Genomic DNA, 13,336 nt, shown 5'->3' with positions numbered 1-13,336 from the left:
ATACCACCGCGGAGGATTAAATGTTCAAAAAGATTATGTTAAAAAATGGGGTAAGGCTTGTATATGAAAACATTCCATATGTGAGATCTGTTTCTGTGGGGATATGGGTTGGAACCGGTTCAAGGAGCGAGGACTTAAACAACAATGGTATTTCACATTTTATAGAGCATATGCTTTTCAAGGGTACTGCAAATCGTTCAGCAAAGGAAATTGCAGAAACTATTGATGCTATCGGAGGCCAGATAAACGCCTTTACCGGTAAAGAGTGTACCTGCTATTATACAAAGACACTTGATACTCATCTTAACATTGCTTTGGATGTATTAACTGATATGTATTTTAATTCAAAATTTGAAGCTGCTGATATTAATACTGAAAAAAAGGTTGTTATTGAGGAAATAAGCATGTATGAGGATACTCCTGAGGAATTGGTGCATGATATTTTTTCTGAAATGGTTTGGCATGGAAATTCCTTGGGGTATCCTATACTTGGGACTCAGGAATGCATAAGCAAATTTAACAAAAAGATGATTAAGCAGTATATGAAGGAATATTATACACCATATAATACCGTTATTTCCGTAGCCGGAAATTTTGATGAGAGGGAATTAACAGAAATTATCACAAAATATTTCGGTGATTGGAATTATAAAGGCAGCTTTAACTTGGAATATTCCCCTGTAGAATATAAAATCGATAAGGATATCAGAAGAAAAGAAACAGAGCAGATTCATCTATGCATGGGCTTTGAAGGAATCCGGCATGGTGATGACAGCATTTATCCTTTGCTTGCTCTTAATAATATTTTGGGCGGAGGAATGAGTTCCCGGCTGTTTCAAAATATAAGAGAGAAAAAGGGGCTGGTATATTCAATATATTCGTATCCTTCAACATATATGGGTGCCGGTCTTTTTATGATTTATGCAGGTATGAACCCTGAATATCTGCAAAAAGTAGTTGACCTTACCAAAAAAGAAATTAATATTCTTACTAAAAACGGTATAACTCAAGATGAGCTGAACAAGTCAAAGGATCAATTGAAGGGCAGCTATATATTAGGTCTGGAGAGCATCGGAAGCAGAATGAACAGCATCGGAAAATCTGAGCTTATGCTTGGAAAGATTGAAACACCGGAGGAAGTCATTGAAAAAATGGATAATATCAAGATAGATGATGTATACCAAATAATTGAAAAGATTTTTAAATATGAAAAAATGAGTATCTCTGCGGTGGGGAATCTGAAAAATGAAATAATTCTTTAAATAATTATAAGGCACATAAATTTGAACTGCCCCTGTTTTTATGATAGGGGCAGTTCTTTTTATCTGCTGTTTTTTCATTATATAAAACCTTGTACAGGCACTTGGAATTCTCTCCGCACATAAGATATACTAGTCGTCATAATTAGTATAACATTCAATTATTTAATGAGGAGGACTTTGCGTGGGAGAAAAAAAATATAGCATTATAGGCGGAGATTTGAGAAATGTCAAGTTAGCTGAGTTGATTGCTGCGGAAGGCAACTCTGTTAATATATATGGCTTTAGTAATGCAGGCTTTGAAATAAAGCTGAAGCAAAGTGAAACTATAGCAGATGCAATCAACGACAGTGATGTTGTAATCGGTCCTATTCCATGTTCAAATGACAATGAGCTGCTAAATGCACCTTTTCATAATGAAAAAATTTATATTAACGAAGTATTTAAATGTATAAATAAAAATCAATTATTTATAGCCGGCAGAATAAGTGAAAAAATCGGACATCTGGCTCAGGTTTATAATGTTTATACGGTTGATATGCTGGAAAGAGAGGAAATGGCAGTTTTAAACGCCATACCCACGTCAGAGGGAGCGATTCAGATAGCCTTGGAGGAAATGCCTATTACTTTACATAATAGTAATGCGCTGATACTTGGCTTCGGCAGAATTGGGAAAACATTAGCCAAGACACTTCAAGGAATGGGTGCAAATGTTTATGTAGAGGCACGAAAATATTCTGACTTGGCATGGATAAAAAACTATGGATATAAGCCGGTTTTGCTAAATAATCTGTTTAATACTGTAAAAACAATAAATGTTTTATTTAATACCATACCATCCATTATACTGAATAATGAAGTGTTAAAATCTCTGAATTCCAATTGCCTTATTATTGATTTAGCTTCTAAGCCGGGCGGAGTCGATTTTGAAAAGGCTAAGGAACTTGGCTTAAAAGCAATATGGGCGCTCTCACTCCCGGGTAAAGTTGCTCCTGTAACAGCTGCAGAATTTATGAAGGACACCGCTTACAATATTATCGAAGAGTTGGGGGTATAACAAATGTTACTTGAGGGAGTTAGAGTAGGCTTTGCAATTACAGGCTCTTTTTGCACCTTTGCTAAAACAATCCCGCAGATTGAGGTTTTGGTAAAGGAAGGTGCAGAGGTATTTCCTATTATATCTGAGTCTGTAGATAAATTTGATACAAGATTTGGAACGGCTGAGGACTTAAAAAAAGATCTAATAGGTATAACGGGAAAAAATCCTGTCAGTACAATTGTTGATGCTGAGCCAATAGGCCCGAAGGGGCTGTTGGATATAATGGTAATTGCGCCATGCACAGGAAATACTATCGCCAAAATAGCAAATGCAATCACAGATGGACCGGTTACAATGGCATGTAAAGCCCATCTTAGAAATATGAGGCCGGTTGTTATAGCTGTTTCAACAAATGACGGGCTGAGTGCAAATGCCAAAAATTTAGGAATTTTGCTTAACATGAAAAATATATATATGGTTCCGTTTGGTCAGGATGATCCAATAAAAAAATGTACTTCACTGGTTGCAGATTTTGATAAAATACTTTTTTCTGTCCAGAGTGCATTGCAAAACATTCAAATACAGCCGATGCTTATCAGCAGGACATAACTTATTAAATTTTAAAATTTCTTGTTTAGAAAGCCTCTATATAGAAAAATACTGGCTAACGCATCAGAAGCTTATACCTTATTATTTATTGATATCATAAATATCATAGATAATAACGGATATAAGCTTTTATTTATACTAAATTTCAAATGAAAAGTTAAGTTTTTATTTGAAATTTAGTATACGGGAATATTGATTCCTATTTCAATAAATAACAGTATGTCAACATGCTGTTATTACGTATTGCATGAGTGTATAATTTTTTATTCGCGTATTTATTTTAATAAAAAATATATACTATTATAATGTAGTACTTTACATTATTCCTTGTGTCCATATAAGAAATTTAAACTTTATAAAAGAGGTATAACTACTTTGAATAATAATACAGAAGCTTCACCTGATACAAAGCCTTCAGAAAATGAAAACCAAAATAATGAAATTCAGGAAATCAAAGAATTTGGTACCACGAATTTGCCTCAAGAGGAAAGTAATATACATTGCCTATCCATAATTGGACAGGTTGAGGGACATATTTTGCTGCCTCCTCACAATAAAACTACAAAATATGAACATGTAATTCCTCAACTTGTTGCAATTGAAGAAAGCAAACAGATTGAAGGCTTGCTGCTTGTACTCAATACCGTCGGAGGAGATGTTGAAGCAGGACTTGCAATATCGGAAATGATTGCGAGCCTGTCAAAGCCGTCAGTCTCAATAGTATTAGGCGGTGGTCACAGCATAGGGGTTCCAATGGCGGTTTCAGCCGATTATTCTTTTATAGCAAGCTCTGCAACGATGACAATACATCCTATCAGGCTTAACGGTATGGTTATCGGAGTTCCTCAAACATATGAATACTTTAATAAAATGCAAGAACGGGTTGTTAAGTTTGTATGCGGGCATTCAAAAATTACCAAGGAAAGCTTTAAACAGCTCATGCTTAAAACAGGCGAGCTGGCAAATGATGTAGGTGTGGTTTTATTTGGTGAGGAAGCAGTTCAAACAGGCTTAATTGATGCTGTTGGAGGCTTGTCAGACGCTATTGCAAAGCTGAGAGAGCTCATAGACGCAAAGAAGGCTGAAGATAATCAGGGAGGAGTGATTCAATGATTATTTATTCTATTTATGATAAAGAGGTTGTATTTGGAAATCAAGGCTACGGTGAGCATACAAATATCAGCTATTCAAATATGGATATTGGCGGAGTTTCGGTTCAGGTTTCCAAGACAAACAACGCGGACTTGCGTATAGAAAGAATATTAAGCACAAACCCCAGGGACTATTTAAATCCAAAGCTGCAGCCGGGATGCTTAATTCAGAGATAAATCCATAATTAAATAAAAATTCGGCTCTTAAAAATAAAATACTTATCAAAATTATCGTATGAAAAAAATTCACAGGTATAAAAATTAATGGTAATATAAAATAGGAAAATCAGTAATTTATTTACAAATATTTATTGGTTTACATTTATTCCGTTTGTATAAATATGCTTGGTTACCCTATTTAAAGGACAAAGCCTATAATATTTTTTTGCCGGATATCCGGTTTGGAGGTAAGTATGAATAATAAGACAAAGGCCGTACTAATTTTATTAGCTTCAGCTTCAATTATGGCAGGCTGCAGCAAATATGCGGAAGATTGCAGCTTTCAGACTGCTGAGCAAATGCAGGAACCTCAGGTAAACCAATTAAAGGAATTGCAAAAATATAATAAGTTTTTCTTTAAGGATATTTCAATAAAAAATGAGTATTCTTATACAGGCACGGTCTGGGGTGATAATATCTTTGACCGGGATAGTGATAATACTGATGGTTATAATAATATAAAGGTTAAAGCAAAGCTTAAAATATCTCAAATTGCGGAGCTGAGCAAAGGCAGTGTATTTGAATTTAATTTTTCTGTCATGAGAGATGGCGGCAGCAAAGAAGAAATATGTGATAAATACTATTTATGGGTGACAGAAGATAATATTTTCAGTTTTAATCCCTCGAAAAAGACGACGGATAAAAATTTGTACGAAAATGGGAAATTCAATTATATTAATTATGCAAAGGAGCTTGAAGCTACAGGTCAGCTGCCAGATAATGATAAAACCTTCCTTCTTTCCGGAAGCGAAGATATATATCTTAACGATGGAATTTGGAAAACAGCAATAATTGTCAGAAAAAATGTTTGTACATATACTTCAAATAACAGTGAAAACAGTTCAAACACAAAATTTATCTGGGATGCGGATAGAGGGCTGGTTTATTATTCATGGGGACAGGGCGCAAAGGCAGCAGGAATTGAGCTTTATATGGACGAGGCAATTATCATAGGCTGAAAGCAGTATTCGTCTGAAGCCCGAACTATCGACTGATGGAATCGGTTTCTTAGCCGATAGCAGTTGACTTTTGTATGCCCCATAAATAAAATGCATTAAAAATTATTCAACCGTACCTGTTTTATAATCAATAGTTTTATTAATCCTGTAACCGGTTCCGCTGAATTTTGCTATCAATTTCCCGTCCTCATCAAGCACCTCAACATCACAGCCGCAAATTCTTTTTTCCGAGGAGGTTTCTTTTGCCTGAGCTGTAATAATACTTCCCTTGGGTGAGCTGAAATAAGTGATGCTGCAATTAATGCCGACAGTTGCAAGTCCTCCGGAATTTGTTGCTGCGGCGAAGGCAAAGTCTGCCAGAGTATAAATTGCACCTCCTTGTACAATACCTAATCCATTCAAATGCCTGTCTGAAAGCTTCAATTGCGTTACTGCGAAGCCCGGCTCAACTTTTATAAGTTCAATTCCCACATAATGAGCAAATCTGTCTTTCTCGAAAAAAACTATAATATCTTTTTCCATTATTGAATCTCCTTGTGTCAATAAAATGATAAGCACAAAAATAATTATATAGCAAAATGAAAGAGCAATTCAACTTCCCAAATCGAAAATGAAAAAATTTAACAGAACAACCGGTTAAGTTATCAGATTTATTGAATTTATAATTTATAAAGCTTACAATATATCTATAAACAAACTATAATTACAGCGGAAGCGAGCGGGGTGAAGAATTGAAGGGAGTACGCCTGGCAGGTGTCAATGATGTAAAAGCAATGAGCTATGTTCATGCAAGGACATGGAAGGAAGCCTATGATAAATTTATCCCCAGGGAATATTTGAGTAACATATCTGATGATGGCTGGATACCTCTATTCACAAGAGCTTTTGTATATAATGTTCATGAGGCAGCAGTATATGAAATGGATGATTTAATTACCGGTACAATCACATATGGAAAGGATCGGTCAGATGCAGGCTGTGATGATTGCGATGAAGGGGAGATTATTTCACTGTATGTTCTTCCTGAGCACTGGTCAACCATGCAAGGCTTTGAGCTTACAAAATTTGCAGTTGAAAGGCTTAAAATTCAAGGCTGCAAAAGCTGTTATCTATGGGTTATAAAAGAAAATGAAAGGGCCGTAAATTTTTACAGAAGGTTTGGCTTTATTAATACGATGGAAGTCAATACGGTTTTTTATGCCGGGCAGGGAGTTGTAGTTGAAAAATACGCAATGAATTTAATATAATTTATTTTGCCAAGGCTTAATATTCTGTGTGGAGAAGGCTTTTGACCGTAACTGCCTCCCTTAAAATAATTATATTTAAAATTAATAATTTTATGTTATAATAGCTTCTGTGTATTTATGTTAATATTGATATGGATTCAAATTATGGAGGAATAGTTTTGAGTGAGGGCAAAAGAGTTACAACAAAAGTATCTGCCGAGGAAATTAACCGTCAATACAAATATATAGAGGATATTAAGCAGTATAATCAGGATATTGCCATGAAGGCAGGCAAGGCTGCCAGATACAGTATTGAAACCTTTGGCTGCCAGATGAATGAAAATGATTCGGAACGTCTTGCAGGAATGCTTTGCGAGATGGGATATTCAGAATGTGAGGTTCGTTCCGACAGTGATTTAATTATATTCAACACCTGTTGTGTGCGTGAGAACGCAGAGCAAAAGGTTTATGGACATCTTGGGGCATTAAAGAGGCTCAAGGATACCAATTCCAAGCTTATTATCGCTGTTTGCGGCTGTATGATGCAGCAGCCGGAGGTTGTTGCGCACATAACAAAAACTTACAGGCATGTTGATATAATATTTGGCACACATAATTTATATAAGCTTCCGGAGCTTCTTAATACTGTAATTACAACCGGAAAAACAGTGACTGACGTGTGGGATTCCACCGGTTCAATTGCTGAAAACATGCCTATCAGCAGGAAAGAAAAAATAAAGGCATGGGTAACGGTAATGTACGGCTGCAATAACTTCTGCTCATATTGTATTGTTCCGTATGTAAGAGGCAGGGAAAGAAGCAGGAGTCTGGATGAAATACGGAAGGAAGTTGGGGAATTGGCAAAAGAAGGGTGCAAGGAAATTACCCTTTTAGGTCAAAATGTTAATTCTTATGGCAAGGATTTGGAGGGAGACTTCACTTTTGCAAGGCTTTTGAGAGAATTGGACAAAATTGAGGGAATAGAGCGTATCAGGTTTATGACTTCTCATCCAAAGGATTTGTCTGAGGATTTAATATACGCAATACGGGATTGCAGCAAGGTTTGCGAGCATTTGCATCTGCCTGTTCAATCAGGGAGTTCGAAAATTCTGGAAGATATGAACCGTAAATATACTAAAGAAAAGTATTTGGGGTTAATTGACAAGGTTAAAGAGCAAATACCTGATATCGGGTTAACAACTGATATAATAGTGGGTTTTCCCGGAGAGTCCGAGGAGGATTTCCGCGAGACACTTGAGGTTGTTTCAAAAGCAGAGTATGATATGGCATACACCTTCCTCTACTCAAAGAGAACAGGAACACCGGCGGCAAAAAATCCCAATCAGGTTTCAGAGGACGTAATGAAGGATAGATTCGAAAGACTGCTGGAGCTGCAAAATTCCATAAGCCTGCGGATTAATAATAATTTGCTGGGAGAAGAAGTTGAGGTTCTTGTAGAGGGGCTGAGCAAAAACAGTGATACAACTTATACCGGCAGAACAAGGCAGAATAAAATAGTTAATTTTAAAGGAAGTCCCGATTTGGTAGGGAAGCTTGTAAAGGTAAAAGTAGACACAATTCAGACATGGTCATTGAAAGGCCGTCTGGTTCAGTAAGGCAGCTTGAAATATAAATAAAGCAAAGGGAGAAGTGAATAAAAATGGATATTATCGAAAAGGCAAGGGAACTTGGTCTGATGATGGCAGACTCAAATGAAATGAAGTCCTATATAAAAGCTGAGTCAGCAATGAAAGCAGATGAAAAGTCAACAAGGCTTATGAAGGAATATAAGCAGCTTCAGATAGAGATGGTTAAGGTTACCCGTGAAAATGCAGGCTCTGCTGCAATTGATGAGGCAAGAATAAAATTGCTGGAAAAACAGCAGGAGATAAACGACTATGAAGTGACCAATAATTATCTTGTTTCAAAGGGCAATTTGGAAGCTTTAATGAAAAAGGTAAATGATATAATTGTTTTCTCAATTACAGGTGAGCCGACTTGTTCAGAAGAGCAGTGCAAATCATGCGGCGGAGGCTGCAGAGGTTAAAAATAACAGGCAGGTGAGGTTTAAAATGGCTGCTGCTACTCCTATGATGCAACAGTATCTTGATATAAAAGAGCAATATAAGGATTGTATTTTGTTTTTTCGCTTGGGTGATTTCTATGAAATGTTTTTTTCTGATGCAGAAATAGCAGCGAGAGAGCTTGAAATTACTCTGACAGGAAAAGATTGCGGTTTGGAGGAAAGGGCACCCATGTGCGGTGTTCCTTTTCATTCGGCGGACGGATATGTCGCCCGGCTTATCGCAAAGGGCTTTAAGGTTGCCATATGTGAGCAGGTGGAAGATCCTGCCGTTGCAAAGGGTATTGTCAAAAGAGATGTGGTTAAGGTTGTGACACCGGGTACAGTTACAGATATGGCAATGCTTGATGACAGGAAAAATAACTATCTTATGTCAATATGCAAGAATGGCAATTTTTATGGGATTGCGGCTGTTGACATAACGACAGGCGATTTTTATGCAACCAGAATTACATGGGGAAATACGAGAGGAAAGCTGCTGGATGAAATCGCTAAATATTATCCGTCGGAGCTGGTTGTAAACAGTGAGTTTAATAAGGATTCTGAATTCCTTTCCGAATTGAATATCAGATTTAGCATATATATTTCTGTATTTGAAGAAAGCTTTTTTGAATATGGTTTTGCGGCAGATACTTTAAGAGCACATTTTAACGATTTTGCTTCAAGAGTATCTGACTATGATATCTCTGTAAATGCAGCGGGAGCGTTATTAAAATATCTGGACATGACTCAGAAGGTCAGTCTGAGCCATATCCAGAGCTTTAATTCATACAACATTGAGGAATATATGATTCTCGATGCTGCTACCCGCAGAAATCTTGAGCTCACAGAAACCATGAGGGAAAAGTCAAAACGTGGTTCATTACTGTGGGTTCTGGATAAAACCATGACCTCAATGGGCGGCAGGCTTATCAGGAAATGGATTGAACAGCCTCTTGTAAATCTCGGAGATATAAATCTCAGGTTAAATGCAGTTGATGAATTCAAAAATAAATATATGGCACGTGTTGAAATCAGAGAGCTGTTAAAAAGAGTTTATGACGTAGAACGCCTGATGGGCAAGGTGGTGCTTGGCAGTGTTAATTGCAGGGATTTGACGGCATTAAAGAACTCAATTGACCAGATACCTTACATAAAAAATATTTTGAGTGAATTTGAAGCGCAATATAATAAAGACTGTTTCGAACAGCTGGATTGTCTTGAGGATGTAAGCAGTCTAATTGAAAGGTCAGTAATAGATGACCCTCCCATTACAATAAAAGAGGGCAGGATAATAAAAGACGGCTATAATGCCGAGGTGGACAAGCTTAGACAGGCCTCGACCAAGGGAAAAGACTGGATAGCTTCTCTTGAAGCGGCTGAAAGAGAAAAAACAGGCATAAAAAACTTGAAGGTGGGATTTAATAAGGTTTTCGGATATTTTATAGAGGTGACAAAATCATATTTTTCACTTGTGCCTCAGGAGTATATCCGAAAGCAAACACTTGCAAACTGTGAAAGATACATAACTCCAGAGCTGAAAGAAATTGAGGATACAATTTTAGGAGCAGAGGAAAAAATTGTTCAATTGGAATACAGCTTGTTTATTGAGATTAAAGAAGCTATATCTATACAATTAACAAGAATAAAGCAGACAGCAAGGGCACTTGCTGAGCTGGATGCATTGGCGGCACTGGCTGAAGTGGCAGACAGGGAAAGCTACTGCAAGCCTGAGGTCACAGCTGCTGATGAAATTGAGATAATTGACGGCAGACATCCGGTAGTTGAAAAGATGATGGACAAAAGCAGCTTTGTGCCGAACGATACAATGCTTAATATGGAAGAGGACAGGCTGTCAATTATCACAGGGCCGAATATGGCTGGAAAGTCAACATATATGAGGCAAACAGCTCTTATTGTTCTAATGGCTCAAATAGGAAGTTTTGTTCCTGCGGCTTCCGCAAAAGTTGGGATAGCCGACAGAATATTTACGAGAGTCGGGGCATCTGATGATCTGGCTTCGGGTCAGAGTACATTTATGGTAGAGATGTCAGAGGTGGCAAATATTTTAAAAAATGCAACTGGGAAAAGCCTGCTCATACTTGATGAAATCGGAAGAGGTACCAGTACCTTTGACGGACTCAGTATTGCCTGGGCTGTTATAGAATATATAGTCAATAAGGAAAATTTGGGCTGCAGGACTCTTTTTGCGACACATTATCATGAGCTGACAGAACTTGAAGGAAAGCAGTCCGGTATTAAAAATTATTGCATTACCGTAAAGGAAAAGGGCGAAGACGTTATTTTCCTTCGGAAAATTATCAGAGGCGGTGCAGACGGCAGCTACGGTATTCAGGTCGCAAGACTTGCAGGAGTTCCGCTGTCTGTAATTGACAGGGCAAAAGAAATACTTTTTGAATTGGATGATGCAGACGTAACTAAAAAAAGTAAATTAACAAAGGTAAAAAAGCAATTGGAAGGCCAGATGGATTTATTTGCAGCGGCGGCTAAAGCATCACAAAACAATGAGGTCCTTGAAGACATTATGAAAATTGATTTATCAAGGCTTACACCTATTGATGCAATGAATATCCTGTATGATTTGCAAAGAAAAATGAATGCCTGAATTCGTATTATGGAAGTCAGTTGGGTTGAAAGCCTTTGCGGCGAATATTCTTTTTCCGGATTCAGCAAAGTTTGGTTTTTGAAGCTTTGTTCATAGAAAGGGTGACATAAGTGGGACATATAATTGTACTTGATGAGAATACTTCAAATAAAATAGCAGCAGGAGAAGTTGTAGAAAAGCCTGCTTCTGTCATAAAGGAGCTGGTTGAGAATTCAATTGATGCCGGTGCCTCAAATATTTCGGTAGATATTCGAAATGGCGGAATATCCTACATTAAAGTTACTGACAATGGCAGCGGAATGGAAGAGGATGATGTGGAAATTGCATTTGAACGTCATGCAACCAGTAAAATCAAGAGGGCAGAGGATTTGGATTCTGTTATTACAATGGGCTTTCGTGGAGAAGCACTGGCAAGTATAGCTGCTGTTTCATCTGTTGAGCTGCAAACAAAAACTGCCGGCGGCACATATGGAATGTATGTTCATGTTGTAGGCGGAGTCTTTAAGGAGGTAAGACCAGCAGGATGTCCTGTCGGCACAACATTTATCATTAAGGATTTATTTTTTAATACTCCGGCAAGATATAAGTTCTTAAAGAAGGATGCAACCGAGGCAGGATATATTTCTGATACTCTTTCCAGAATAGCTTTGGGAAATCCGGATATTTCCTTTAGGCTGACTAGCGGAAAAACAATTCTGGTGCATACTCCGGGAAATAATGATTTAAAAAGCGCTATTTACAGTATTTACGGGAAAGAAGTAATCAGTCAGCTCATGTGCGTAGAGTATATGGATGAAAGATTTAAAATTTCAGGATATGTTGGTAAACCAGAAGCAGCAAGGTCAAACAGAAATTACCAGTCTCTTTACATAAATAAGAGGTATATAAAAAGCAGGGTGATTTCATATGCTGTGGAACAGGCTTATTCCAGTATGCTTATGAAAAATAAATTTCCTTTTTTTGTTTTGAATATTGATATAAATCCACAATTAGTTGATGCCAATGTACACCCTGCAAAAATGGACGTGAGGTTTGCGGATGAAAGCTATTTGTCAAGAGCTGTTTATATGGCGGTATCAAAAGCTCTCAGCTCAAATAGCCTGTTTAATCCTGTTTCAGTTCCTGCTAAGGATAGAGAGCTGTTTAAGTTTAAGACAGATCCGCCGCAAAAGGACTATATTCAGGAGCAGCTTTCAAGGCAGACTGATGTTAATGTACTTAATAAGACTTCCGATAAGTCTCAGTCACTAAAAGCGACTGACAATTTCCCGCAGAAAGAGAATAATCAGTATAGCCTAAACAATCCTATGGAGATTTCAGACAGAACGGACGAAATAAGGATACTTGCCAAGGCATTAGAGCCTTTGGCAAGAACAGACTTCAAGAGCGGAGCTGTGAATAGAGAGGCAGAAAGATTAAAAACTGATGAGCTTTCTTATGATATATCAAAGGAGGACAATGTTACAAGCTTATGTGGCATTAAGGATATCTCAGGGAATCAAGGCTTAGATAATACAGTTTGCAAGGAAGTCCTGCTGTCTGAACCCGGAGAAGAGAGCGATAGCTCACTCACTGAGCCTGATATGCTAAGGGCTGATTTAAGGCTTGCTGATATGAAATATATAGGACAGGCTTTTTCAACATATATTATTCTTCAGACAGGTGATGAGCTTGTTCTTGTTGACCAGCATGCTGCTCATGAAAGAATATTGTATGAGCAGCTTAAGGATAAATTTGATTCGCAGGAAAATACAACTCAATTACTGCTTGAGCCGGTGGTTATCCAGATACAGGCTTTTGAAGCCGAAGCAATTAAATCCAACACGGATCTGTTAAATAGAATAGGTTTTGTTTTTGAGGATTTTGGAAATAATTCAATAATAATAAGAGGGATTCCATATCTTACAGAAGGCTATTCTACAAGAGATATATTTTTGGAGCTGGCAGATAAAATCGAGAGTTCTGTTAATCCCATTAATACGCCGGTTGCAGATGATATTATTCATACAATAGCATGTAAAGCGGCTATTAAAGCAAACAAAAAGCTGGACGATAAAGAAGTCAGGCAGCTCCTCACAGAGCTTGAGAACACCGGCAGAAGGTATACATGTCCTCACGGACGTCCGACTGTAGTACGTTTAACAAAATATGAAATTGAGAAAATGTTTAAGAGGATTATTTAAGTG

The 13,336-nt window shown here is 37.5% G+C and carries 12 protein-coding genes; 11 read left to right on the top strand and 1 reads right to left on the bottom strand.

Going from position 1 to position 13,336, the window contains the following annotated elements:
• Nucleotides 1-20: 20 nt before the first annotated feature.
• The 6 genes from LY28_RS09545 (at nt 21) to LY28_RS09520 (ending at nt 5,236) form a co-directional block, all read left to right on the top strand.
• Complete coding sequence (locus tag LY28_RS09545; RefSeq protein ID WP_110461961.1) at nt 21-1,262, top strand: M16 family metallopeptidase; 1,242 nt, start codon at nt 21-23, stop codon at nt 1,260-1,262.
• A gap of 181 nt (nt 1,263-1,443) precedes the next feature.
• Nucleotides 1,444-2,316 carry a dipicolinate synthase subunit DpsA gene (gene dpsA / locus LY28_RS09540; RefSeq protein WP_110461960.1) on the top strand — a complete coding sequence of 291 codons (873 nt, stop codon included), beginning with the start codon at nt 1,444-1,446 and terminating at the stop codon, nt 2,314-2,316.
• A 3-nt stretch (nt 2,317-2,319) separates the two neighbouring features.
• Nucleotides 2,320-2,907: a dipicolinate synthase subunit B gene (locus LY28_RS09535; protein WP_110461959.1), complete on the top strand. Its 588-nt coding sequence runs from the start codon at nt 2,320-2,322 to the stop codon at nt 2,905-2,907.
• A gap of 375 nt (nt 2,908-3,282) precedes the next feature.
• Entirely contained in the window at nt 3,283-4,020 is a 738-nt protein-coding gene (locus LY28_RS09530; RefSeq protein ID WP_133250187.1) for a ClpP family protease, read from the top strand.
• Entirely contained in the window at nt 4,017-4,235 is a 219-nt protein-coding gene (locus LY28_RS09525; RefSeq protein WP_110461958.1) for a YlzJ-like family protein, read from the top strand. The genes LY28_RS09530 and LY28_RS09525 overlap by 4 nt, the downstream gene beginning before the upstream one ends.
• Nucleotides 4,236-4,471: 236 nt before the next feature.
• Nucleotides 4,472-5,236, top strand: a complete 765-nt coding sequence (locus tag LY28_RS09520; protein WP_110461957.1) for a hypothetical protein — start codon at nt 4,472-4,474, stop codon at nt 5,234-5,236.
• 102 nt (nt 5,237-5,338) lie between these two features.
• Here the strand turns inward: LY28_RS09520 and LY28_RS09515 are convergent, their stop codons facing one another.
• Entirely contained in the window at nt 5,339-5,758 is a 420-nt protein-coding gene (locus tag LY28_RS09515; RefSeq protein ID WP_110461956.1) for a PaaI family thioesterase, read from the bottom strand.
• Between the two features lie 209 nt (nt 5,759-5,967).
• On the opposite strand from LY28_RS09515, the gene LY28_RS09510 reads away from it, so the two are divergent.
• The 5 genes from LY28_RS09510 (at nt 5,968) to mutL (ending at nt 13,333) form a co-directional block, all read left to right on the top strand.
• Nucleotides 5,968-6,483, top strand: coding sequence for a GNAT family N-acetyltransferase (locus LY28_RS09510; protein WP_110461955.1), 516 nt, complete (start codon nt 5,968-5,970; stop codon nt 6,481-6,483).
• Between the two features lie 158 nt (nt 6,484-6,641).
• The gene (gene miaB / locus LY28_RS09505) at nt 6,642-8,078 is read left to right on the top strand and encodes a tRNA (N6-isopentenyl adenosine(37)-C2)-methylthiotransferase MiaB (protein ID WP_242981205.1); all 1,437 of its coding nucleotides are present in this window, start codon (nt 6,642-6,644) and stop codon (nt 8,076-8,078) included.
• 44 nt (nt 8,079-8,122) lie between these two features.
• The gene (locus tag LY28_RS09500) at nt 8,123-8,509 is read left to right on the top strand and encodes a YlbF/YmcA family competence regulator (protein WP_110461953.1); all 387 of its coding nucleotides are present in this window, start codon (nt 8,123-8,125) and stop codon (nt 8,507-8,509) included.
• A gap of 25 nt (nt 8,510-8,534) precedes the next feature.
• Entirely contained in the window at nt 8,535-11,150 is a 2,616-nt protein-coding gene (mutS, locus tag LY28_RS09495; protein ID WP_110461952.1) for a DNA mismatch repair protein MutS, read from the top strand.
• A gap of 110 nt (nt 11,151-11,260) precedes the next feature.
• Nucleotides 11,261-13,333: a DNA mismatch repair endonuclease MutL gene (mutL, locus tag LY28_RS09490; RefSeq protein WP_110461951.1), complete on the top strand. Its 2,073-nt coding sequence runs from the start codon at nt 11,261-11,263 to the stop codon at nt 13,331-13,333.
• Nucleotides 13,334-13,336: the final 3 nt, after the last annotated feature.

Source organism: Ruminiclostridium sufflavum DSM 19573 (genome assembly GCF_003208175.1).
In the GTDB taxonomy this organism is placed as follows: Bacteria; Bacillota; Clostridia; order Acetivibrionales; family DSM-1351; genus Ruminiclostridium; species Ruminiclostridium sufflavum.
Note: the sequence above shows the minus strand (reverse complement) of the source record. Positions and strands in the feature narration are given on the sequence as shown.